This is a genomic window from Marinicella meishanensis (genome assembly GCF_019931145.1).
In the GTDB taxonomy this organism is placed as follows: Bacteria; Pseudomonadota; Gammaproteobacteria; order Xanthomonadales; family Marinicellaceae; genus Marinicella; species Marinicella meishanensis.
Genome location: NZ_JAIOUV010000007.1, coordinates 16357 through 40140 on the forward strand (window position 1 = coordinate 16357; position 23784 = coordinate 40140).

Genomic DNA, 23784 nt, shown 5'->3' on the forward strand with positions numbered 1-23784 from the left:
ATAACAAGCAACAACCTACCAAACACCCGCTATACTCCGTCATTTCTGAGGAGTCACCATGAAATTGTATAAATTCGCTGAAATTGCAGCATTTTTATGTGGTTTTGCAACGGTTTCAGTTGCAGAAATTTCCATTAAAAAATTAACCAATATTGAAACATCCTACCCCCATTGGTCGCCTGATGATCAAAAAATTGTGTTTCAATCCAATCGAATGGATGACGACTCAGAAATTTATGTCATGAACAGTGACGGTACTGGCATTCAAAGACTGACAAATTCGCCTGGACATGATGGCTCGCCCATTTGGTCACCAGATGGCCAGAAAATCTTGTTCAGCTCCACTAGAGATGGAAATTACGAAGTTTACATCATGAATGCAGATGGGACAGATCCAGTGAATCTGACCAATCACCCAGCCAATGATGGCCATCCAAACTTTTCTCCCGATGGCAAGAACATCATTTTTAACAGCAACAGAAGCATGGATCTGGAGGATTACCCAACAACTGCGTACACCGCTGATGCCAACATTGATCTTTATGAAATGGACATAGATGGCAACGACGTTCGCAGGGTCACTGATTATGAAAGCTGGGACTCATACCCTGACATTTCTCCTGATGGTCAAAAAATTGCTTTCCGGAGGCGTCTGTTGACTGATATGGGATCAACCACAGGTAACTCAGAAGTATTCATTGCAAACAGAGATGGCTCCCAAGCTTTCAACTTATCCAATTATCCGGAACACGATGGTTGGCCAGCTTGGTCACCAGATGGTCACCTCGTCGCTTATGCGTCAGAACGCGAGCGGGAAGGCAACTGGCAAATATACACCATAAAACCAGATGGTTCAGACAGGCGAAGAATCACTGAATTTGACTCACAAGGGGCTTCTTTTACCAAGCCTCAATGGTCTTCAGATGGCAATCGGATCATTTGCACCAGAACCAAAGATGGCAATGTGGAAATTTTCATCATCGCGCTTGAACAGTGAAGAAAATTTTTTTATCCGTTTCGGACAAGGGCTCCTGGTTTAAGACAATGCCTTAAATGCGCCCATTAATCGACATAAGCCAAATCACAGTAAAATTCATGGTTCGATAATTTATTGTCTACAAACCAGCGGTTGCTTGATGCTAAAATAGCTGCTTTTTGCGGCCGGAACACTGCTTTGACCCCACCAGAAATTTTGACTGACCAACCTCACCAGTTCATTGAGCACGACGGTGTGCGTTTGTTGTTGTTGGGCACCGCACATGTTTCGCAAAAAAGCGCTGACGTGGTGCGCTCGCTGATTGAGACCGGTGACTATGACACCATTGCCATCGAACTGGATGAAATCAGGTATCAGGCAATCACCGATGAAAATCGCTACAAAAACATGGACCTGGTCAGCATCATTAAAAACAAACAAACTGGACTGATCGCCACCAATTTGGCCATGAGTGCTTACCAAAATCGCTTGGCCGAACAACTGGGCGTTGAACCCGGTGCGGAAATGCGACAAGCCATACAGTCCGCCAAAGAGCGCAACCTGGCTTTGTGGAAAATAGACCGCAGTGTGGGCATCACCATGAAACGGACTTGGCGATCTCTCAGGTTCATGGAAAAAATCAATTTGATTTTTGGTTTTGGCGGATTCTTTGAAAAAGAAGAAATCAGCGAAAAAGAAATTGAGAAACTGAAATCTGGTGACATGCTGGAAAGCACCTTCAATGAATTTTCAGAAAATTCCGAGTCACTGTACAAATCACTGATTGATGAACGCGATCAATTCATGGCTGCGCGGTTACAACAGTCCATTAGCAAACCACCCATTTCCAGCGCTCAACCGGTGAAAAACGTGTTGGTCATCATTGGTGCCGGGCACCTCAAAGGCCTGGCCAACTACATGCAAGCCCCGATGGACTGCAACCAAACCATCAACCAATTGAACACCCTGCCACCGAAAAAGACTTGGGTGAAATTGTTACCGTGGTTAATAACCCTGGTGATCCTGGCTGGCTTTGCTTGGGGATTTGCCAAAAACAGCGATTTGGGTTTTGACCTGGTCAAGACTTGGTTTTTATACAATGGCGTGCTCTCAGGCATCGGTGCCGCCATCGCCGGCGCCCACCCGGTAACCATTTTTGCCGCAGTGGTGGCTGCTCCATTCACCTCTTTGAATCCGACCATAGCTGCTGGCATGGTGGCGGCCCTGGTTGAAACCATGATCCGCAAACCCAAAGTGCACCATTTCGAGTCCTTGCAGCAAGACGCCATGCACCTCAAAGGCTGGTGGAAAAACCCCGTGACCCGTGTGTTGTTGGTGTTCGTGTTGACCAACATCGGCTCGGCGGTGGCCACTTGGGTCTCTGGCTTCAAAATATTCAATCAGTTGATTTGACATGAGCGCATTTGCCATTGGCCCCCACTTGATTGAACATCCCGTCATGCTGGCGCCCATGGCCGGTGTCACCGACCGTCCTTTTCGACAATTGTGCCGACGCTTGGGGGCTTCATATGCGGTGTCAGAAATGCTCAGTTGTGACCTGTCACTGTTGCGCACCGCCAAAACCCAATTTCGCATGAATCATGACGGCGAACCTGGGCCCATTGCCGTGCAAATTGCCGGTTCGGATCCCAAGGCATTGGCGGCAGCGGCACAGCACAATGTTGCCAATGGTGCCCAAATCATCGACATCAACATGGGCTGCCCCCAGAAAAAAGTGGCCAAGAAGATGTGTGGCTCAGCCCTGATGGCCAACCCAGACCTGGTGCAAGCCATCTGCCGGGAAGTGGTCGAGTCGGTGGCCGTGCCGGTCACACTGAAAACCCGCTTAGGCACCGATGAGCAGCACCAAAATGTGACCTTGATCGCCCAGCTGGCTGAAGCAGCTGGCATTGCCGCTTTGTTCATTCATGGCCGCACCAAAGCACAAAAATACCAAGGACACAGTGACTATGACTTGATCGCAGCGGTGAAACAAGCCGCGAACATTCCGGTGATCGCCAATGGCGACATTGACAGCCCAGCCAAAGCCGCAGCAGTTTTGCAACAGACCCAATGTGATGGCATCATGATTGGCCGGGCTGCCCAAGGCAACCCGTGGATCTTTCAACAAATCAAAAGCCACTTGGCAACCGGCCAAGCCGCACCCAAACCCCAGCCTACTGAAGTCATTCAAGTGATGTATGAACACGTCAAAAACCTGCATGACTTTTATGGTCCAGCGACCGGTTGTCGCATTGCCAGGAAACACATCAAATGGTTCCTCAAAGGCATGAACCTGGACCCCATCGCCCGCCAACTGATGACCATCGGTGATGCGGAGGAGCAATTGTTGTTCATCAACCAAAACCTGTTAGAAAAGGCAGCATAATGAGTATTTTACAGTGGTTTAACAAACCAAAATGGCAAAGCCCCAACGAACAAGTCAGAATCACCGCCATCAAATCAACCCAAGATCCGGTGCTGATTGATGCCTTGCTCGACATCGTCAACAACGACCCCAGTGACAAAGTGCAAAAAACGGCCTTGTCGCGCATCAAAGACCTCTCAGACTTGCTGTCAATCCTCAACAACCATCCCAACAAAGCCGTGCGCCAGCAAGCCGGCAAAAAGATCAACCACATTTTCAGCCACAACGACAGCCATGAGTTGGTCGAATGGTTGGAGCAGGTGAAAGAACCTGAAGTGATCCGCACTTTGGCCAAAACCGCCGCCAACACCCAAGTCAGAAAATCCGCCATCAGCCAAATCAGTCAACAAGGACTGCTCAGTGAATTGCTGTTGACAGAGCCAGACACCGACCTGCAGGACCTGATCCTGGAGCAAATTGAACAACCCACCACCCTCAAGCGTTTGGCCAACAATATGGCCAAAAGCCATACCGAATTGCATGCCAAGATTCAAGACAAGCTGGCGACCAAGCAGCGCTTGAAACCCGCTGATGAAGCCATTCAACTGTGTCAGCTGTTGGAGCATGTGGTACTGGACAAAACCCACCAGCCTGACTTGGAACACATTCAGCAGCAATGGCAAGGCCTTCAAGATCAGGTGGACAAAACCATCCAAACCCGGTTCAATGGGGCTTTTTCAGCGGCCAAGATGACCTTGGATCCCGAGCATCGCCGGGAGTTTTTGCGCAAACAGAAGGTCCAACGAGGCCGCACCATGATGGCAGAAATCACCAGCAAACTGAAACAGACTGAAAACTGGGGATTGCCAGACATCCAAGCGCTGATTGGTAAGCATCAATCGATTGAACAGGAAGCCTTGCCTGCCGATGAACAAGCCGAATCACAAGCCTTGAAAGTCCGCCTGGAAGAAATCCGTGCGGCGGTTCAGAAAAGCCAACAGATTCCCAAGCAAGTGACACAAATTCTGGATCAATTGCAACAGGCATTGTCGCAGCCGGTGGCCCGGCCCGATCAACTGAAGCAGTTCAAAAAACGCTGGTCCCAAGCCACCCAGTCGATCCCCACCAGTGAGGTTTTCAGCACGGTTACACAAGATTTCAATGACGCCTGCCTGAAACTGGCTGAGAAAATTGAGCATTCGGCGCAAAAACGTGACCAAGCCGCCAAAGACGCGGTGGCCATGATTGAGCCCACCCTACAGGAAATCAAAGATGGTCACCTCACCCAGGCCAAAGCCATGGCCAATGAGTTGGCTGAGCTGAAAAAATTGGCTGGTTTCAACCATCCCATCATCAAACAAAACAAATACCCACTGGACAGCGTCTGGCAACAACTGAAAGACTTGAGAAAGTGGCAAAAATGGAGCAACGACAAAGCCCGACAAGACATCATCGATGAATTGCAGACCATGGTGGGGCAAGGACAACACCCCGATGCCGTCATGAAAAAACTGAAAGAAGCGAATGAGCGTTGGTACGCCTTGGAGGACATGGAAAAATTACCCGGTGACCGATTTCCCAGTCGCAACCAAAAAATGTGGCAAGCCTTCCGCGCCGTTTCGAAATCCTTGTTCGAGCCCACGCAGCCCTTTTTTGAGAAAAGGAATGAACAACAAAACGCCCACTTGGGCGACATCCAAACCCACATCGAAGCCATGCAGACCATCGATTTGGCGGAAGCCAGCGAGCGTGATCTGTCCCGCATGAGCCGACAAGCGATCAATTACCTCAAGTCTTTGGATGAGTTGCCCCCCAAACAACGGGGAAAAGCTGCCAAGAATTTGCGGAAAGCCATCAACCGCATCGACCAAAAACTGTCGGAATTTTATGCCATTGCAGAGCGCAAAAAATTAAAGTTGATTGAACAAGCCCAAGCCTTGAGCGAAGTGGAAGACATGGCTGAGGCGACCCATGCAGCCAAGCAATTGCAGCAACAATGGAAATCAGCCGGCATGGTGAAACAGCACCAGGAACGCAAGCTGTGGAAAAAGTTTCGCCAGGCCAATGATGCGGTGTTCAATCGCCTAGACCAGGCCAAACAAGCACAAAATGAAGCGCACCAAGCCCAAAGAAAGGCCGCCAATGCCTTCATCAAAACCCAGCAAAGTGCCTTGAAAAAAGCCCCAAACAGTGAAGCCTTGTTGCAGCTGCGAGCAACCGCCTTGCAAGGCTGGGATGCTCTGGATAAACCGGCCAAAATGCTGGATCATGAATACAATCACCTGTTACACAACATCGACCAAGCCATCAAACAAGCGCAATTCAAAGCCACCCTGCAATGTTATGAAAACAAGCAGCGACTGGATGGTCTTTACACCCAGTTGGAACAAGGTCAAATCGATGCCGCCGAATTTGAGCAGAAATCCAGCAAGTTGCTGGATGCTGACATGCAGTCCTTGTTTCAGCAGCGCAAGGCCAGCGAAGGATCCAATGAACAGCTGGCAGCGTTGTTGATTCAAGGTGAATTCATCACTGGGCTGGAAACGCCTGAGGATGAGCTGGAAGCGCGCATGGCTTATCAAGTCAAAGTGTTGTCACAGCGCATGGCCGGCGACAAAACACCTGACAACCACAACCAGGCAATGGCCTGGTTGGATCACTGGTATACCGAACCCAAAGCCGATGCCAGCTACCTCAAACAAAACCAAAAACGCATCAAGGCACTGATCAAAGCCATGACCCAATTGATGATGGAATGACCCACCAACAGCCACCAATTTCCATTGGACTTGGTGGCTGTTTCACAGACTGCTGCATGCCTGTCACCCGTGACCACAGCGGCACTTCATGACCATCTGCACATCTTTTAAAGCCCAGAACTCTCTACAATGGATCGGTTTTATGATCATACGCGAGGACACATGAAAAAGACCCTGTTAATCACTGGCTTGTCGCTGGGATTGGTGGCTTGCCAACCCAATGCCGTCAAGCAAACATCGACGGCCGATACCAACAACACCGTGGCATCCGGTATTTCTCTGGAGAACATGGACAAAAGCGTCCGGCCACAAGACGATTTTTACCGCCACATCAACGGCAAATGGTTAAAGGAGTTTGAATTACCGGCCGATAAATCCAACTACGGTGCGTTCACCAAATTGGCCGAAGAGTCCCGCGAACGGGTCAAAGCCATCATCAATGATGTCTCGGCCATGGACAACGCCCAAGGCAGTGCCGAGCAAAAGATTGCCGACATCTACCGTGGTTACATGGATACCGATCAAATCAATGCCCTGGGCATGAAACCCATCGCCGCAGAAATGGCCAAAATTGACGCCATTTCCAACCGCGATGAGCTGAGTGAGTACATGGGGTATGCCGATGTATATAGCGCCGCCCCTCTGGGCATGTTTGTGTACATCGATCAGAAACAATCGGACCAACACATCGTTTACATGGGTCAAGGCGGTTTGGGTTTACCCAATCGGGATTACTATTTCAAAGACGATGAGAAATCCGAAAACATCCGCAACAAATACCAACAACACATTCAAAACATGTTCGACTTGGCGGGTGTGGTCAATCCAGCAGCGGCCAAAGATGTGGTGTATGCGATTGAAAAGGACCTGGCTGAAGGTCAATGGAACCCCATCCAAAACCGCGATCGGGACAAGACCTACAACAAGATGAGTTTTGCTGAGTTTTCTGCGCAACTGCCCAATGTCAACTGGGATGCGTGGTTAACCCACTCCATGATTGAACAACCCGAGCATTTGGTGGTCATGCAACCCCCTTATTTGAACACCGTCAATGAGGTGTTGGCCAAATACAGCATTGATGATTGGAAGAATTATTTCCGTTGGCACATGCTGAGCAACGCGGCTGATTACCTCAGTGAGCCGTTTGAAAAAGAAGATTTCGCTTTTTATGGCACGGTATTGACCGGTACCACCGAGCAAGAACCCCGATGGAAACGTGGGGTCGACTTGGTCAACGGCTTGACCGGCGAATTGGTCGGCAAAGTTTATGTCAAGAAACACTTTCCACCTGAAGCCAAAGAGCGCATGGTGGATTTGATTGAAAACTTGCGTGATGCCTATGGCCAAAGCATCAAAGATCTGGATTGGATGGGCGATGAAACCAAAGTGAAAGCCTTGGACAAACTGGCCAAGTTCGATCCCAAAATCGGCTACCCCGATGTGTGGCGTGATTACAGCAACTTGAACATTGCCGGTGATGACCTGGTGGCCAACTTGAAAGAAGCCACCCGCTTTTTCACCCACCGCAATCGCAGCAAATTGGGCCAACCCATTGACCGCAATGAGTGGGGCATGAACCCACAAACGGTGAACGCCTATTACAACCCCACCAAAAACGAAATCGTCTTCCCAGCGGCCATTTTGCAACCACCGTTCTTTAATTTGGTGGCCGATGAGGCCGTCAACTACGGCGGCATCGGCGCGGTGATCGGACATGAAATGGGCCACGGTTTTGATGACCAAGGTTCTAAATATGACGGTGACGGCAATTTGAAAAACTGGTGGACCGATGAAGACCGGGCCAATTTTGAACAGTTGACCAACAAACTGGTTAAACAATACGACGCCTTCACGGTGGTTGATGGCACCCACGTCAAAGGTGAATTCACCCAAGGTGAAAACATCGGCGACTTGAGTGGTCTGTCCATTGCTTACAAAGCCTTCAAGGCCAATTACAAAGATGACCGCGTGATCGATGGTTACACCCCAGAACAACGATTCTTCATGGGTTGGGCCCAAGTCTGGATGCGTAAATACCGCGACGAAGAATTGTTGCGACGCATCGATGTCGATCCCCATTCACCTTCTGAGTTCAGGGCCAATGGCATTTTGCGTAACCTGCCTGAATTCTATGAGGCTTTCAATGTACAACCGGGTGATGGCATGTACTTACCACCGGAAGAACGGGTGAAAATCTGGTAAGCAGACCCGCTTCAGCAACACCCAAAAGGTGGACTTCGGTCCACCTTTTTCTTGCCATGGAGATTTTTTTGCAACCTTTTGCTGTCTCCTCCGTATAGCCAAGTATCATCCACTCAGAGGTCCCCAAATGAAACGATATACTTTGCTCATCTTCACCGCCCTGCTCTCAGCCTGTGTCGCCCACAACCCTGACCAGCAAGAAGTCAAACCCAAGCCGCGGACAGTCGCTGAAGCAGAAGCCGACCAGTCATCAGGTGTGATCGCGGTCACCGGCAACCGCATCAAGCATGAAGAGTCCTTAGGTGCTGCCAAAGCCGAACCGCATCGCCGCCAAGCCCCCATGGCCGTCAGTGCGGACTTATTTCACCAACCGATCCAGCCGTTGGACCGCGAAAATTACCACCATTTTGATGACCAAGTGGTGCAATCGGTGTTCAAGCAGCCCATTTCCACCTTCAGTATTGATGTCGACACCGGTTCATACGCCAATGTCCGCAGGATGCTGAACCAAGGGCAAATACCCCGCAAAGATGCGGTGCGGGTGGAAGAATTGATCAATTATTTCGATTATGCCTATGCGACCCCAGAACGCCAGGATCAGCCGTTTTTGGCCACCACCGAGTTGGCCCCATCACCCTGGAATGAACAGGCCCACCTGTTGCACATTGGCATCAAGGGCTACCAACCACAGAGGGCACAAAGACCGGCGGCCAATTTGGTGTTCCTGATCGATGTTTCCGGGTCCATGAACAGTCCCGATAAAATTGGCTTGCTCAAATCATCACTGAAATTATTGACCCGCCAAATGACCGCTGAAGACACCGTCAGCATCGTGGTTTATGCCGGTGCGGCTGGGGTTGTGTTGGAACCCACACCCGGCAACAACCAAGCCAAAATTGCCATGGCCTTGGATCAATTGACCGCCGGAGGTTCGACCAACGGTGCCGCCGGCATCCACTTGGCCTACCAACTGGCAGAGCAGCACAAGAAAGACCACGGCATCAATCGCATCCTGATCGCCACTGATGGCGACTTCAATGTGGGCACCACCCACTTTGAAGCATTGAAAGAATTGGTCGAGCACAAGCGGCAACAAGGGGTGTCGCTGACCACCTTGGGCTTTGGCACCGGAAACTACAACGACCATCTGATGGAACAACTGGCCGATGTTGGCAACGGCAATTACGCCTACATCGACACCATCAAAGAAGCCAACAAGGTGTTGGTCAACCAAATCAATTCGACCCTGTTCACCATCGCCAAAGACGTCAAAATTCAAATTGAATTCAATCCCAATGCGGTCAGCGAGTACCGCTTGATTGGCTATGAAAACCGCCAGTTGAATGAAGAAGATTTTGCCAATGACAAGGTCGATGCCGGAGAAATCGGTGCGGGGCACACCGTCACCGCCATCTATGAAATTGTGTTGGCCGGGCAAACCGGTTGGCTCAGCGAATCGCGTTATCAGCAACAACCCGTGGTTGATGCCCACAGCGATGAATTGGCGTTCTTGAAAATTCGGTACAAAGCCCCCGATGCCGAACGCAGTCAATTGTTGCAATGGCCCATCATGCAGCAAAACATCCGCTCATTGGAGGACGCCTCGAATGAATTCAAATTCGCTGCCTCAGTGGCCGCCTTTGGTCAATTGTTGCGCGACGGCACCTACTTGAACGCCTTCACCTATGACGATGTGTTGGACCTGGCCCGCGGTGCCAAAGGACCCGACGCCTATGGTTATCGGGGAGAGTTCATCCAGTTGGTTTCCCTGGCCAAAGGCTTGGTCAACTGATCCCCAAGCAGTACAATGGACCCAGGTAAGTCCAGGGTCCGGGCCTACCAGGCCATGGGAATTGAACTTCTCATGGCCTTTTGGGTCTCAATGCCACATTGGGCCAATGACCTTGAACACCTTCACTGAATGGAGCTTGATCGATGAAAGACGCCCCCAAAAAAACCAATCAATGGCTGATCTGGCTGCCTTTGCTCAGCTTGTTCGCCGCCACGGCTTGGTGGCTGTGGCCAAAGCCATCGATCACCACACCCAGTGACACCCATAAAGCGGAGCAGCGTGTGGAGCCCACTGTCACCCCCACCGATCAAGCCCACACCCTCGATGCCCCTGCAGCCACCACCGCCCCTCCCGTGCCATTGGATCAATTGGAACAAGTGATCGAACAACAAGGACACATATCCATCACCGGCCGCCCCATTGATGAAGCGTCATTGCGGGCCAATCAGCAGCGCTTGTTGGATGAGTTAAAAGGTCAGAAAAGGCCCATCAACCCCAGCACCATGAGTCCCCTGATGGCCCTGGAATATGAACAGTTTGGGCGTTATTTGGAACGCGGTGATTTCGCCCTGGCCGACCAGTTACTGACTGATATGCAAGAAAATTGGCCGGAGTACGATTACGAAGAAATGATTTATCAACTGGCCCTGGCAGAGGTCAATGCCGACCAGTGAACCAGGCAAGCCCTCAGCCACTGAAGGCTTGCGCCACTTGGCTGTTGGTCGATCGACCCAAAACGCTGGAAATCTGTTGCCCCACCTGAATCAACTGAGCTAAATCAATCCCGGTTTCGATGCCCATGCCATGCAGCATATAGACCACGTTTTCGGTGCTGACGTTGCCACTGGCACCGCGGGCATAGGGACAGCCACCCAAACCCGCCACAGAAGCATCGATCACCGCAGCACCCAAGGGCAGACAGGCGTGGATGTTGGCCAAAGCCTGGCCATAGGTGTCATGGAAGTGTAAGGCCAATTGTGCGGTGGGTATCTGTTCGGCACAAAGGCTGAACATGTGGGCGGCTTTTTGCGGCGTACCGGTACCGATGGTGTCACCCAAAGACACCTCATAACAGCCCATTTGGTGTAAGCGATGGGCCACTTGTGCCACCACTTTGGGATCGATTTCACCTTCATAAGGGCAACCCAACACACAAGACACATAACCCCGCACCTGCATGTCATGGGCTTGCGCTTTTTCCAGCACCGGTGCAAATCGAGCAAAGGATTCATCAATCGAACAATTGATGTTTTTTTGGTTGAAGCTTTCTGATGCCGCGGTGAACACCGCCACTTCTTTGATTCCCGCCGCGATGGCTGCATCCAAGCCCTTCAGGTTTGGGGTCAAGGCCGAATAATGCACCCCAGCAGCTGGCTGGATACCGGCACAGACTGCACTGGCATCGGCCAATTGAGGCACCCATTTGGGCGACACAAAACCGGTGACTTCGATGTGCTTGACCCCAGCGGCTTGTAAACCATGGATCAAAGCCAATTTGTCTTTCACGGCAATGGTTTGCGCTTCGTTTTGCAAGCCGTCTCGAGGTGACACTTCCACCAGTTTTATCCTTTCAGGCAACATCACACCGGCTCCATATCAACCAACACCGTCTCCGCCTGAACCTGATCATTGGCCTGGTGATGCACGGCCTTGACGGTGGCATCGGCCTCGGCTTTGAGTTCCAGCTCCATCTTCATCGCTTCCATCACCACCAAGGTGGTACCGGCACGCACCTGATCACCGTCTTTGACTTTCAATTCAATGATTTTGCCCGGCATCGGCGCGATGATGGCGTTGGCATCAGCCACCGAAGCCTTGGCCTCGTAATCAGGCAAAGAGAATTCATGGCGCAAATGGTTGTGCACCACTTGCACTTGATGGCGGTGGACATGACAGCGGTCTTGGGGACCCGGTAAATAATGGTCTTGTCCATTGATCAAATAGGCGTCGTCTTCCCAAGTGACCGTGAAATGATGCTCAGTGCCTTGGTGGAACAGCTGCAGCTGCAAGGGCTGATTGCCCTGTAAGCGCCAGCCGTTGGCTCGGTCCCAGACCCGTGCGCTGCCTGGTGTCGACAACAGATGATCGGCATAAATGGCGACCACTTCAGGGCTCAAGCTTGGCAGGTAGGCCAACTCACCCTGATCCAATGAATTGGTGTAAATTTGGTGTTTGAGGAAGGCTTTGGTCGACAACAAATGCGACAAAAAGCCGATGTTGGTTTTCACCCCAAACACCGCACTTTCATCCAACACTTGTTGCATTCTTTTGATGCAGGTTTTGCGATTTTTGGCCCACACCACCAGTTTGGCGATCATCGGGTCATAATGGATGGTCACCGAATCGGCGGTACCGACGCCCGAATCAACCAGCACGTGATCAGCCACCGCCAATTGAACCCGTTCCAACAGACCCGTTGAAGGCAGGTAGTTGTTGGTCGGATCCTCGGCATACAAGCGCACTTGGATGGCATGGCCTGACTCGTGAATTTCTGTTTGTTTTTTCGGCAGCGGTTCGCCTTGGGCCACTTTGATTTGCCAGGCGACCAGATCCACCCCAGTGATCAACTCACTGACCCGGTGTTCCACTTGCAAACGGGTGTTCATCTCCATGAAATAAAACGAGTCATCACCATCCATGATGAACTCGATGGTGCCTGCCCCCACATAATCAATGGCCTGGGTGGCCTTGACCGCTGCATTCAACATGTCGGTGCGGGTGGCATCACTCAAACCCGCTGCCGGGGCTTCCTCAATGACTTTTTGATAACGCCGTTGGGTCGAACAATCCCGTTCGAACAAATGCACCACGTGGCCATGTTGATCGGCAAACACCTGCACCTCAATGTGCTTGGGTTGGGTGATGTATTTTTCCAAAATAACCTGATCGTCGCCAAAAGCGTTTTTGGCTTCGCGTTGGGCGGATTTCAACTGGTCATCAAAGTCACTGGCCTGGTGCACGATTTTCATGCCTTTACCACCACCACCGGCCACCGCTTTGATCAACACCGGATAACCGATTTCAGCAGCCGCCTGGCGCAAAGTGTCGGTGCTTTGATCGGCCTCTTGATAACCCGGCACACAGGGCACATCGGCCTGCAGCATGGTTTGTTTGGCGGCGGATTTCGAACCCATCAAGCGCAAGGCTTCTGCCGGCGCACCAATAAAGATGATGTTGTGTTTGGCCAAGGCTTCCGCAAATTCAGCCCGTTCCGACAAGAACCCATAACCGGGGTGCACCGCATCGACTTGATGGATTTTGGCGGCGGCAATCAACTTGTCAATGTTCAAATAGGAGTCGGCCAAATTTGCGCTGCCCAAATGGCACGCTTCATCGGCCATTTGCACGTGCTTGGCATGGCGGTCAGGGTCGGCAAAAACCGCCACGGTTTTGATGTTGAGTTGGCGGCATGTGGCGATGATTCTGACGGCGATCTCACCGCGATTGGCGATCAATATTTTTCCAATGGACATGGTTTGCAAGTGCTGAACAAAGGCAGCCATTATACATCAAGCAGGCCGGCCTGGCGGCCTGCCTTGCGCCGAATATTCACCCCCAATGACGGTCTTTGCTCAAACCCAATCGTGATCCATGACAAGCGAAAATAATGCGGGTTTTGGCTGCTCACCCGCGACAGATTTGGTATGATGAATTGACAATCTGTTCTGGAGGTCATCATGAAATTGCGTCTTTTGATTTCAATCCACTGCCTGCTGTGGTCACTGCAGGTCTCGGCCAACACGGCTCCCAAGACCGACCCGGTACAGCCTCTTCATTTGAACACCCATCAAATCAGTGTCCAAGCCAAGCAACGGAGTGTCGCTGTGGCCCAACGTTGGCAGCCCAGCAAACACACGGTCTCACAGTTGTTAACCACCCCCATGGATGCCACGGTCAACATCCAGTCATTTCCCGATGTGATACGGGATGTGGCCGATGCCGTGCACCTCAAGAGCCATCAGGCCGTTGGCTTGACGCGTTATGAGATCATGGCCCCCGGAGCAAAAATCACGGCCCTGACAGACCAGGGAACGGTGACCTTACCACCACCCAATTTATTGGTCTATGGCGACACCGCCCAGGGTGTCAGCCTGGTGGTGAACCCAAACAATGGGGATGTGTCGGGCTTGATCAATCAAGCCGGCGTGACCATGGCCATCACAGGTAATTTACATCAAGGCATCGATTTCCAGCCAACCGACAGCGGCGTACCCACCGATCAGGCCAGCCAACAATGCCAGACCGCCCTGGCAGATCAACCGGGTGATCCTTTGGCCGACTTGCAAGTTGACCTGATGTCACAAACCTTGTCACCCAGTCCTCGCGGGGCGCTTGATTATCAGGCAGTGGTGGCGGTGGACACCGACAACGAATGGATGGCTGGCAAAGGCAACAACACCACCACAGCCACCAATTACATTGTTGGTTTGTTCAGTGACATGAACGTGTTTTATGAACGTGATTTGTCCTTGCGCCTGTTGATTGGCAACGTCAATTTGCGCATCGCCGCCGACCCTTTCCCCACCCGCTCAGACATCTTTGACTCACTGAATGATTTTGGTGAATACTGGCGGGTCAACAACGACGCCATCAGTCGCGATTTTGTGGTTTTACTCAGTGGTCAAAATATTGCTAACTTCTCTTTCTCTGGCATCGCCTGGATCAATCAATACTGCGAAAACGGCTTCCTGCAAGCCGGTGGCACCGAGACGGTGGGTAGTTACAGCGTCAACCGCATCGGCTCCAGCTTATCAACCGGCTTCACCGCTCAGTTTGTGGGTCATGAATTGGGCCATAACATGGGTTCACCACACACCCATTGTTATGTGCCTGCTGTGGACCAATGCTTCAACGGCGAAGGCGGTTGTTACGGCGGCGCTGTGTCTTGCCCTGGTGGCAGTGCTGGCACCATCATGAGCTATTGTCACTTTGGCGCGCCCAATGGCGCGGATTGTGGTTTGAATGACGATGAGTTCCATCCGACGGTAATCACCCTGTTGGATACCCGCATCGTCAGTAATTTCCCTTCGTGCATTGAGCCGTTGAGCGCGGATTTGATTTTTGCCAACTCATTTGACTGAGGGCCGTTCAGCTGGCCGGGCTTTGAGCAATGCCCGGCTTTGAATGGTTTTGCCATGAACCAAGTGATTGATCACCCCCCGCATCAGGCGATTCAAGGGCTTGAGTTGCTCTGCGGACAAGTCAGCCCCTTGGGTAAACAGCCGGAACACCGCCACCGTGCATTGGTCTGACTGCGGTTTGATGCCCAAGCCGTTGATGGAATCAAAAGCCAAGTGATCCTGGTCTTTTGCACCTTGAGGCAGGGTCAGCTCGTAACCCATGGCACAGTACAATTGCCACTCAAAACGACGCAGCAGCAAGGCCACGCTGGTGGCACTTTTCAAACCATCAATGGTCTGAGCATAACAGTGATAAATGGCTTGATTGGCCTCGTCGTGGTAATTGGACAACAACAGCAGTTCGTTGCAATACAACATGGCCACGTGGTTGGTATAGCCGGTTTTGAACGGCGCCCCCGGCTGTTCAGCCGAGACCAAGGTCTGCAATGCGGATCGACCGGTGAAACTGACCTCACATTCGATGAATGGCTGCAATTGGCCTTTGAATTTGGATTTGGGGCCGCGGCTGCCTTTGCCCAACACATCAACCACACCGTGGTGTTGGCTGAAAATTTTGATCAATTCGCTGCTGTCCTTATAGGGTTTCTTGTGCAGCACGTAGGCCCGGTCATGCAGCATAATCCCGGGGCGATTCAGTCTTTGAACTCATCGGTGTAACCCAAGGCTTCAATGGCCTTGATGTCGTCGGTCCAAGATGATTTGACCTTGACCCACAATTTGAGATTGACCTTGGCTTCGATGAACTGTTCGATGGCTTGTCTGGCTTTGATGCCAATTTGCTTGATGGCATCACCTTGGGTGCCGATGATGATGCGTTTTTGGTTGTTGCGCTCGACCCAGATGTTGGCATGGATGTGATGCATCCGTCCTTTGATTTCATACGCTTCGATGTTGACCGTCACGCTGTATGGCAACTCTTGATGGAACCGCTCCATCAGTTGTTCACGGATCAACTCCGTGATGAAAAATCGGGTCGATCGATCAGAAATCTGGTCTTCATCAAAAATCGGTTCGCCAACCGGCAGGTAATCATATATCACCTTGAGCAAGGGCTCCAAGTGTTTGTTTTTTAAGGCGCTGATGTAATGAATTTGATCAAAATGGTGTTCCCCAACCAGGCGTTCAACAAATGGCATCAGCTGTTCTTTGTGTTTTACTTTATCGATCTTGTTGATCACCAGAATTTTTTTGGCCGACGACTGCTGCATGACTTTGGCGGCCCGGCGGTCTTCATCGGTCCACTTCAAAGCTTCCACCAAAAACAACACCACGTCCACCCCATGCGATGAAGACTGGGCGGTTTGGTTCAAGTGTTTGTTCAGGGCGGTGCCTTTTTGGTTGTGAATGCCTGGCGTGTCAATGAACACCATTTGCGCGGCTGCGGTGCTGTGTATGGCCAAGATTTGATGGCGGGTGGTTTGTGGCTTGTGCGAGACAATGGACAGTTTTTGTTGCAGCACTTGATTGATGAAGGTGGACTTGCCCACATTGGGGCGGCCAATCACCGCCACATAGCCGGATTTATAAGACTGCTTGGAGTCTGGGTGATCCATGGTATCGGCGTCGCTCATTGGGCTTCGAGCCATTCAATGGCTTTGTTGGCTGCCGACTGTTCGGCTTTTTTGATGGAACTGCCGGTCGACTCAATTTTTAAATCCAATTCGGCCACCTGACAACTGACTTTGAAGCGAATTTCCTGTTCGGTCTCAGCGGCTTCCAGCAATCGATAACTGGGCAGTTGCAGGCCCCGCTGTTGCAGCCTTTCCTGCAGTTCAGATTTGGGGTCTTTTTTGATGATTTGGGGATCGATGTCTTGCAACCACGGCTGCATCACCGCTTCAATGAATTGTTTGGCTTGGGCAAAGCCTTGGTCCATCAACACCGCACCGAACACCGCTTCAACGGCATCGGCCAGCACCGAGGATTTGTTCACCCCGCCCGATTTGATTTCACCGGCCCCCAGTTTGATTTGTGGCCCCAATTGGTAATGGCGTGCAATCGCCGCCAAGGTTTTGCCTTTGACCAATTGCGAACGCAAACGAGACAGTTCACCTTCGGAAAGTTGTTCGAAGGTTTGGAATAAGAAGTCTGAGATCACCAATGACAACACCGAATCACCCAAAAACTCCAGGCGTTCGTTGTTGTTCTTTCCCGCACTGCGGTGGGTCAGGGCCTGATTGATCCAACGGGTGTCATGCCAAGTGACTTTTTGGCCCAATATGTTCAAAACGAATCGTCAGCTTAAAGAGTCACGCTTTCTTCGAACTTGATTTTGAAGGACAAATTACCGAGAAATTCTTTTTCCACCTCGTATTTGACCCGCAATTCACGGCCATTGCCACGGACCACCTTGAAGTCTTCGGCTTTGACCTGATCCACATAACTCACGTACAGCAATTTGCTGATGCGGTTTTTGATTTCACCGGGTGACAGGTTGGCGGCGCCTTCATTGGCCACGGTTTTCATGGCTTTGACCACCGACATGTGATCCATATAAACCGGCCCAATTTGCATCCCTGCGTACAGGAAAAAGCCCAGTACGCCCAACACAAACACAAATCCAATCAATGTGATCCCTTTGGCTTTTTTCAATGATTTCATGGTTTTACCTCGGTTATTTCGCTGAATTTGATATCTAATCATTCAATTATTATCAGGACACGGCCATTCATTGTCAAATGATCTTGGTACCGATGCGCTTCAAGCCTTCAAAAAAGTGAGGGATGCGCCAGTGCATCCAGATGAATTGCGCCTTTCCGACCAAATTCCGTTCTGGCACAAAGCCCCACTCGCGGCTGTCTTTGGAATTATCTCGATTATCACCCATCACAAAGTAATGCCCTTGAGGCACCACCACATTGGTGTGAATGAATGGGTTGTAGCGACCATTGATGGTCAGCATTTGATGGCCTTCTTCAGTCAGAAATTCGGTTTTTTCAATGTTGCTTCTGCGTTCACCATTGCGGTCCAAAAACCCTTCATACTGTCCATTAACCTCTTGTTTCACTGCCTCACCGTTGATGTACAGCATCTTTTTCTTGGTGTCATAAAACAATTCATCACCTGGCAGTCCCACCACCCGCTTGATGTAATCATCGCTTTGATCCGGAGGATATCTGAACACCACCACGTCTCCCCGCTCTGGGTGACCCACTTCAATGATGGTGTCATGGGTGACGGGCATTTTTAAGCCGTACGAAAATTTGTTGACGTAAATGAAGTCACCGGTCAATAAGGTCGGCATCATGGATCCCGAAGGGATTCTGAATGGCTCAAACACGAAAGTGCGAACCAGCAACACGAAGAAGAACACCGGAAAAAAAGAATAACCAAATGACAGGATGTGGGACATGATGGTTTTGTGTTCCGGCTCTTGGCCTTTGTATTTGAATTTTCCGATCAGCCACATCACAAAAGTGATCAGGCTGGCCAGGGTCAAAAATGCTTCAAAATCAAAGTGTATTTCATTCACAGGGTCTGGTCCTCTAATTGTCTACCTTCAACACCGCCAAGAAAGCTTCTTGCGGCACTTCCACCCGGCCGATTTGTTTCATGCGTTTTTTACCGGCTTTTTGTTTTTCCAATAGTTTCTTTTTACGGGTGGCATCGCCGCCGTAACATTTGGCGGTGACGTTTTTGCGCAACGCTTTGACTGTGGTGCGCGCAATGATTTGTGAGCCGATGGCAGCCTGAATGGCCACATCGAACATTTGTCGTGGGATCAGCTCTTTGAGTCGCTCGGTCAAGTCCCGGCCACGGCGTTGGGCATTTTCCCGGTGGGTCAGGATCGACAAAGCATCAACCCGGTCGCCGTTGATCAACACATCCAGGCGGATGAAGGGACCGGCTTGGTAATGGCTGAACTCATATTCAAATGAGGCATAGCCCCGGCTGACTGACTTGAGTCGATCAAAAAAGTCCAACACCACTTCACTCAATGGCAAATCAAAGCTCAACTGCACTTGATTGCCGAGGTATTGCATGTTTTTTTGTACCCCGCGCTTTTCGATGCACAAACTGATCACCGGTCCCACATAATCTTGTGGCAACAGGATGTTGGCGGTGATGATGGGCTCACGGATTTCATCGAACATGGCTGGCAGGTCAGCGGGGTTGTCCAACATCACCGTTGCGCCGGTCTTATCAACCATTTCGTAAACCACCGTGGGTGCGGTGGTCACCAAATCGATGTCAAACTCCCGTTCGATGCGCTCCTGAATGACTTCCATGTGCAACATGCCCAAAAAGCCACACCGAAAACCAAAGCCCAGGGCCGAAGAGGTTTCGGGCTCAAAGGTCAGCGAGGCATCATTCAAACGCAATTTTTCCAATGATTCACGCAAGTCTTGATAGTCATCGGCAGCGGTAGGAAACAAACCAGCAAAGACCCGCGGCTGCGACTCCATGAAGCCCGCCAGAGGCTCACTGGCAGGATTTTGGGTCAAGGTGATCGTGTCGCCCACTGGCGCCCCGTGCACGTCTTTGATGGATGCCGTTAAATAGCCGACTTCTCCACATTTGAGACCCGTTCCAGGGGTGCGCTTGGGGGTGAACTTACCCAGACCATCGACCTGCTGTTCACTTTTCAGCGACATGATCTGAACTTTGTCTTTGACTTTCAGTTCACCATTGAACACCCGGATCAAGGACACCACACCCAAGTAATTATCAAACCAAGAGTCAATGATGGAGGCTTGCAATGGGGCTTCAGACGAGCCTTTAGGTGCCGGAATCAAGTCCGCTATGGCTTCCAGCACCGACTCGATGCCTTGTCCGGTCTTGGCCGAGACCAACAAGGCGTCACTGGCGTCGATGCCTATGATTTCTTCAATTTCTTGTTTCACCCGCTCGACATCGGCAGAAGGCAGGTCGATTTTGTTGATCACTGGAATCACTTCCAAGCCCATTTCGATGGCGGTATAACAGTTGGCCACCGATTGGGCCTCCACGCCCTGTGCCGCATCCACCACCAACAGAGCCCCTTCACAGGCCGCCAGTGATCGCGACACTTCGTAGGAGAAGTCGACATGGCCTGGGGTGTCAATCAGATTGTATTGGTAGGTTTCACCCGATTGTGAGACATACTGCAGACTCACGGCTTGGGATTTGATGGTGATGCCCCGCTCCCGTTCAATGTCCATGCTGTCCAAGACTTGTTGGTTCATCTCTCGCTCGGACAAACCACCACAGATCTGGATGAAGCGATCTGCCAGGGTTGATTTACCGTGGTCGATGTGAGCAATGATCGAAAAATTTCGAATGTTCTTCATGGATGACAATGATACCAACTTCAATGTGAACGGGATTGGCTGTTCTCAGACCCCTGAAAACAACAAATCCCATGAGATTCATGGGATTTGTCGCTATTTTATACCAAAGCAGGCTCAGCGTTCAATCACTATAAAAGTATTACCGGGTCCGCGTTTGATCAACAGCACCAAGGGTTCATCGTCGTCCAGCTCATCGATGGCGTCACTGAAATCTGACAAGTTCTCCACAGCGGTCTTGCCGATGCGTTGGATCACATCGCCCACCCGCAAGTTGGCCCGCTCCACATCGCGATCGGTGATGTCGGTGACGATCACCCCGGTTTCGACCCCAGCCCGTTCCTTGTCTTGCTCAGACAATTTACTGACCGAAAAGCCGATGCCCGCTTCCACTTCGGGGTTCTCATCATTGCTGCCATTGGCTTGTTGGTTGTTATTGAACACGCCCAAGACAGCGGTTAAGTCTTTCACTTTGCCATCCCTGAACACCTGTAATGACACTTCGGTGTCAGGCATCACCGTACCCACCACCGGTGGCAATGACTGGCGGGTGGGAATGGATTTGCCATTGAAGCGAACAATCACATCACCCACTTCAACCCCGGCTTTGGCCGCGGCACTGCCTGGAGAAACTTGGTTGACCAAGGCACCCATGGGTTTGTCCATACCCAAATAATCGGCCATGGCTTGGTTCACATTGTCGATGCCAACACCCAACAAGCCGCGCTTGACCACGCCGTTTTTTTGCAGCTGATTGGCCACGTTCATGGCCACATCTATGGGCACCGAAAAGGACAAGCCCATATAACCACCGGTGTTGGAAAAGATCAAGGTGTTGATGCCAACCACTTCGCCATCCAGGTTGATCAAGGGACCACCTGAATTTCCGCGATTGATGGGCACATCAGATTGGATGTATGGCACATATTGTTGGGCACCGATTTGTCGGCCTTTGGCACTGATGATGCCTTTGGTGATGGAGTTTTCAAAGCTCAACGGAGAGCCGATGGCCATCACCCATTCGCCGATTTCCACTTCCTCATTCATCGCCAATTTGAGCGTGGGTAAGCCTTGGCCTTCTATTTTCAACACCGCGATGTCACTGGCTTCGTCCTCACCGACCAATTCCGCTTCAAATTCACGCCGATCCATCAAGGTCACAATGATTTTATCGGCCCCTTCCACCACATGGCGGTTGGTCAAGATGGTGCCATCGGCATCGATGATGAAGCCAGAACCACCAGAAACCCGGTCACGGTTTTGGGGTTGGTTGGGAAAACCAAAAAATCGATACAGGTCATTATTCGGATCACCTTCATCGTTGGCGATCTCCTCGGCATTGTCACGGGCCACAATATTGACCACCGCCGGGCCTGTGCGTTTGGCCAAATCGGTGAAATTCGGCAACGTCATCTCTGCCGCCAACGCCGTGAAACTGAATGACCACAAGATCAACAATGGAATCATTTTTTTCATGTTCAACTCCTTCATTTGGGTAATTGTTTGGTTGATTTTGCTTGCTATAGACTGCTGATCACAGACTAAGTGCTGATGAAAGGTAAAATCGTGACTTTTGGCCTAAATTTCAAGGCTTTAATGGAATTTTTTCTGCGCACCACCAGCGCCCAAGCCGCCACCCCGACCAACAAGCCACCCAAGGCCATGTGGTCCACCGGCCAAGCCATGATTTGGCCAGCCCAATGACCGGCACTGGCAGCCAACAACATCACCAGCAAGGGCAGCAAGTACAGCCAAGCACTGGAGGTCAGCAAATCATGTTGATCAATGACGAGGCGCACTTCTTGTTCGCTTGGAGTCGCGTGTTGTAACAGACCTTCGGGGTCATGTAATTGGTACTGGGGGTGCTTGAGTGACAGCTCAAAGGTGTGTTTTCGCATGGCGAACAAATCCACCAGGGGTTGGTTGCAATTCAGCGGACAGCCTTGACAGTTTTCGGTTTTGATGAGTTTCAAGGTGATGGTCCCTGCTTCACAGGCCATCACCTTGGCGACTCGATTCATGCTGGGAGTTTCATGCAGGTTGGCTTCAATCTTCCGCGGTGTTTTGCCGGTTTTGTTGTTGCGACTGGATGATCAAGCGGTTGGCATATTCGGCATTGTAATACACCGGAATTTGTGGTCGCTCATTGCTTTCCTGCAAATACTGTTGGATCTGCGGTGTCAATGACGGGTAGCGGGTATAGCCCATCGGCTGTTCCACCCGCACCACCTGGGCATTGGGTGGGTTGATGAATTGTTCAGCCGTTTTGGCATAGACCGGGCTGGCTTGTTCGGCGTTGGGGATGGCATTGCTGTTGTAGGTCAGCACCGCGACCCAAGCCACCGAAGCGGCAATGGCGGAGCCGGCGACGGCTTTGAGCCAACCATTGAATCGATTCGGTTTATGTTCCACCATCACAGGCTCTGCTTGTTGCAGTTGTTTGACCACCTGGGCACCCAAATTGTGCATCAACGGTGCGTCGTTGTTTTGTTGCAAGCTTGACCGCAGCATGTGGTAACTGTTCCAGCTGGCTTGCAAGGTGGTATCTGATTGCATGCGCTTCAGCAGGAAACGGCTGCAGTCATTGGGCAGTTCACCATCCATCAATTCAGAAATGTTTTGTTTTGACTTATCTGACATTTTGCTTTCTTACACTCTCTTCTTCTAACAACGGTCGCAAAGCCATGTCAATGGCATCACGGGCCCGGAATATTCTGGATCTGACTGTGCCTATCGGACAGTCCATTTCAGCCGCAATTTCCTCATAACTGAGGCCGTCCACCTCGCGCAGTACAATCGCAGTTTTCAAATCTTCAGGCAATTGAGCGATGGCCTTGGCCATGGTGTGCTCCAATTCGCCCCGGGAATAAACGGCATCGGGCGTGTCCAAACTGCGCTGGTCCTCATTTGAGCCGAAAGATTCGGCCTCTTCAAATTCCACCTGGGTGTTTTGAATGCGCCTTGATCTGGCCACCAGGTGGTTCTTTGAGGTGTTCACCGCGATGCGGTAAATCCAGGTATAGAATGAACTGTCACCCCGAAAATTGGGCAACGCCCGAAACACTTTGATGAAAACTTCTTGGGCCACATCTTGTATTTCATGGCGGTCTTTGATGAATTTGGCAATCACATTGGCCACTTTTTGCTGGTAGCGATTGACCAACAATTCAAACGCGGCCATTTTTCCTTGTTTGGCTTGCTCGACCAGCTCTGCATCCAATGTTTTTTCTGACATCTTATCCTGATTGTTCGAATTCATTTAATTGCCTGCTTGGACTG

20 protein-coding genes are annotated in these 23784 nt (G+C 51.0%); 8 read left to right on the top strand and 12 right to left on the bottom strand.

The genetic code is table 11. The features are described from left to right. Positions 1–58 precede the first annotated feature (58 nt). From K7G70_RS12430 to K7G70_RS12460, 7 genes are all read left to right on the top strand, one after another. Complete coding sequence (locus K7G70_RS12430; RefSeq protein ID WP_223788978.1) at positions 59–997, top strand: TolB family protein; 939 nt, start codon at positions 59–61, stop codon at positions 995–997. Positions 998–1174: 177 nt separating this feature from the next. Further along, a complete protein-coding gene (locus K7G70_RS12435) occupies positions 1175–2389 on the top strand; it encodes a TraB/GumN family protein (RefSeq protein ID WP_223788979.1) in 1215 nt (404 codons plus the stop codon). A 1-nt stretch (position 2390) separates the two neighbouring features. Beyond that, positions 2391–3365, top strand: a complete 975-nt coding sequence (gene dusB / locus K7G70_RS12440) for a tRNA dihydrouridine synthase DusB (protein ID WP_223788980.1) — start codon at positions 2391–2393, stop codon at positions 3363–3365. After that, on the top strand, positions 3365–6103 hold the full coding sequence (locus tag K7G70_RS12445) for a DUF349 domain-containing protein (RefSeq protein ID WP_223788981.1): 2739 nt from the start codon (positions 3365–3367) through the stop codon (positions 6101–6103). The genes dusB and K7G70_RS12445 overlap by 1 nt, the downstream gene beginning before the upstream one ends. Positions 6104–6265: 162 nt before the next feature. After that, positions 6266–8305 carry a M13 family metallopeptidase gene (locus K7G70_RS12450; RefSeq protein WP_223788982.1) on the top strand — a complete coding sequence of 680 codons (2040 nt, stop codon included), beginning with the start codon at positions 6266–6268 and terminating at the stop codon, positions 8303–8305. A 127-nt stretch (positions 8306–8432) separates the two neighbouring features. Beyond that, on the top strand, positions 8433–10097 hold the full coding sequence (locus tag K7G70_RS12455; protein WP_223788983.1) for a vWA domain-containing protein: 1665 nt from the start codon (positions 8433–8435) through the stop codon (positions 10095–10097). A gap of 143 nt (positions 10098–10240) precedes the next feature. Then, positions 10241–10771 carry a hypothetical protein gene (locus K7G70_RS12460; protein WP_223788984.1) on the top strand — a complete coding sequence of 177 codons (531 nt, stop codon included), beginning with the start codon at positions 10241–10243 and terminating at the stop codon, positions 10769–10771. 13 nt (positions 10772–10784) lie between these two features. Here K7G70_RS12460 and K7G70_RS12465 read toward each other — a convergent pair whose 3' ends face one another. Further along, positions 10785–11675 carry a hydroxymethylglutaryl-CoA lyase gene (locus K7G70_RS12465; RefSeq protein WP_488801383.1) on the bottom strand — a complete coding sequence of 297 codons (891 nt, stop codon included), beginning with the start codon at positions 11673–11675 and terminating at the stop codon, positions 10785–10787. Positions 11676–11677: 2 nt separating this feature from the next. Then, on the bottom strand, positions 11678–13570 hold the full coding sequence (locus K7G70_RS12470; RefSeq protein ID WP_223788986.1) for an acetyl/propionyl/methylcrotonyl-CoA carboxylase subunit alpha: 1893 nt from the start codon (positions 13568–13570) through the stop codon (positions 11678–11680). Positions 13571–13774: 204 nt separating this feature from the next. On the opposite strand from K7G70_RS12470, the gene K7G70_RS12475 reads away from it, so the two are divergent. Next, a complete protein-coding gene (locus K7G70_RS12475) occupies positions 13775–15178 on the top strand; it encodes a M12 family metallo-peptidase (protein ID WP_223788987.1) in 1404 nt (467 codons plus the stop codon). On the opposite strand, the gene recO is transcribed toward K7G70_RS12475, so the two are convergent. The 10 genes from recO to rpoE all read right to left on the bottom strand — a co-directional run bounded on the left by recO (position 15167) and on the right by rpoE (position 23740). Beyond that, a complete protein-coding gene (gene recO, locus K7G70_RS12480; protein ID WP_223788988.1) occupies positions 15167–15856 on the bottom strand; it encodes a DNA repair protein RecO in 690 nt (229 codons plus the stop codon). The genes K7G70_RS12475 and recO overlap by 12 nt on opposite strands. A gap of 14 nt (positions 15857–15870) precedes the next feature. Then, on the bottom strand, positions 15871–16791 hold the full coding sequence (gene era / locus K7G70_RS12485) for a GTPase Era (protein ID WP_223788989.1): 921 nt from the start codon (positions 16789–16791) through the stop codon (positions 15871–15873). Positions 16792–16805: 14 nt separating this feature from the next. Further along, complete coding sequence (gene rnc / locus K7G70_RS12490) at positions 16806–17465, bottom strand: ribonuclease III (protein ID WP_223788990.1); 660 nt, start codon at positions 17463–17465, stop codon at positions 16806–16808. Positions 17466–17479: 14 nt separating this feature from the next. Further along, a complete protein-coding gene (locus K7G70_RS12495; protein WP_223788991.1) occupies positions 17480–17839 on the bottom strand; it encodes a DUF4845 domain-containing protein in 360 nt (119 codons plus the stop codon). 73 nt (positions 17840–17912) lie between these two features. Then, on the bottom strand, positions 17913–18710 hold the full coding sequence (gene lepB / locus K7G70_RS12500; protein ID WP_223788992.1) for a signal peptidase I: 798 nt from the start codon (positions 18708–18710) through the stop codon (positions 17913–17915). A 13-nt stretch (positions 18711–18723) separates the two neighbouring features. Continuing rightward, a complete protein-coding gene (lepA, locus tag K7G70_RS12505) occupies positions 18724–20508 on the bottom strand; it encodes a translation elongation factor 4 (RefSeq protein ID WP_223788993.1) in 1785 nt (594 codons plus the stop codon). 114 nt (positions 20509–20622) lie between these two features. Then, the gene (locus tag K7G70_RS12510) at positions 20623–21981 is read right to left on the bottom strand and encodes a Do family serine endopeptidase (RefSeq protein WP_223788994.1); all 1359 of its coding nucleotides are present in this window, start codon (positions 21979–21981) and stop codon (positions 20623–20625) included. 65 nt (positions 21982–22046) lie between these two features. After that, on the bottom strand, positions 22047–22526 hold the full coding sequence (locus K7G70_RS12515) for a SoxR reducing system RseC family protein (protein WP_223788995.1): 480 nt from the start codon (positions 22524–22526) through the stop codon (positions 22047–22049). A 25-nt stretch (positions 22527–22551) separates the two neighbouring features. Further along, positions 22552–23145, bottom strand: coding sequence for a sigma-E factor negative regulatory protein (locus K7G70_RS12520; RefSeq protein WP_223788996.1), 594 nt, complete (start codon positions 23143–23145; stop codon positions 22552–22554). Next, complete coding sequence (gene rpoE, locus K7G70_RS12525) at positions 23135–23740, bottom strand: RNA polymerase sigma factor RpoE (RefSeq protein ID WP_223788997.1); 606 nt, start codon at positions 23738–23740, stop codon at positions 23135–23137. Before rpoE ends, K7G70_RS12520 begins: the two co-directional genes overlap by 11 nt. Between the last annotated feature and the right edge of the window lie 44 nt (positions 23741–23784).

Coding starts and splice junctions, on each gene's coding strand:
- K7G70_RS12470 (WP_223788986.1), bottom strand. CDS start 13,570: ATGTCCATTGGAAAAATATTGATCGCCAATCGCGGTGAGATCGCCGTC.
- K7G70_RS12495 (WP_223788991.1), bottom strand. CDS start 17,839: ATGAAATCATTGAAAAAAGCCAAAGGGATCACATTGATTGGATTTGTG.
- K7G70_RS12515 (WP_223788995.1), bottom strand. CDS start 22,526: ATGAATCGAGTCGCCAAGGTGATGGCCTGTGAAGCAGGGACCATCACC.
- K7G70_RS12445 (WP_223788981.1), top strand. CDS start 3,365: ATGAGTATTTTACAGTGGTTTAACAAACCAAAATGGCAAAGCCCCAAC.
- K7G70_RS12455 (WP_223788983.1), top strand. CDS start 8,433: ATGAAACGATATACTTTGCTCATCTTCACCGCCCTGCTCTCAGCCTGT.
- recO (WP_223788988.1), bottom strand. CDS start 15,856: ATGCTGCATGACCGGGCCTACGTGCTGCACAAGAAACCCTATAAGGAC.
- lepA (WP_223788993.1), bottom strand. CDS start 20,508: ATGAAGAACATTCGAAATTTTTCGATCATTGCTCACATCGACCACGGT.
- K7G70_RS12460 (WP_223788984.1), top strand. CDS start 10,241: ATGAAAGACGCCCCCAAAAAAACCAATCAATGGCTGATCTGGCTGCCT.
- K7G70_RS12450 (WP_223788982.1), top strand. CDS start 6,266: ATGAAAAAGACCCTGTTAATCACTGGCTTGTCGCTGGGATTGGTGGCT.
- dusB (WP_223788980.1), top strand. CDS start 2,391: ATGAGCGCATTTGCCATTGGCCCCCACTTGATTGAACATCCCGTCATG.
- K7G70_RS12510 (WP_223788994.1), bottom strand. CDS start 21,981: ATGAAAAAAATGATTCCATTGTTGATCTTGTGGTCATTCAGTTTCACG.
- K7G70_RS12430 (WP_223788978.1), top strand. CDS start 59: ATGAAATTGTATAAATTCGCTGAAATTGCAGCATTTTTATGTGGTTTT.
- era (WP_223788989.1), bottom strand. CDS start 16,791: ATGGATCACCCAGACTCCAAGCAGTCTTATAAATCCGGCTATGTGGCG.
- rpoE (WP_223788997.1), bottom strand. CDS start 23,740: ATGTCAGAAAAAACATTGGATGCAGAGCTGGTCGAGCAAGCCAAACAA.
- K7G70_RS12475 (WP_223788987.1), top strand. CDS start 13,775: ATGAAATTGCGTCTTTTGATTTCAATCCACTGCCTGCTGTGGTCACTG.
- K7G70_RS12520 (WP_223788996.1), bottom strand. CDS start 23,145: ATGTCAGATAAGTCAAAACAAAACATTTCTGAATTGATGGATGGTGAA.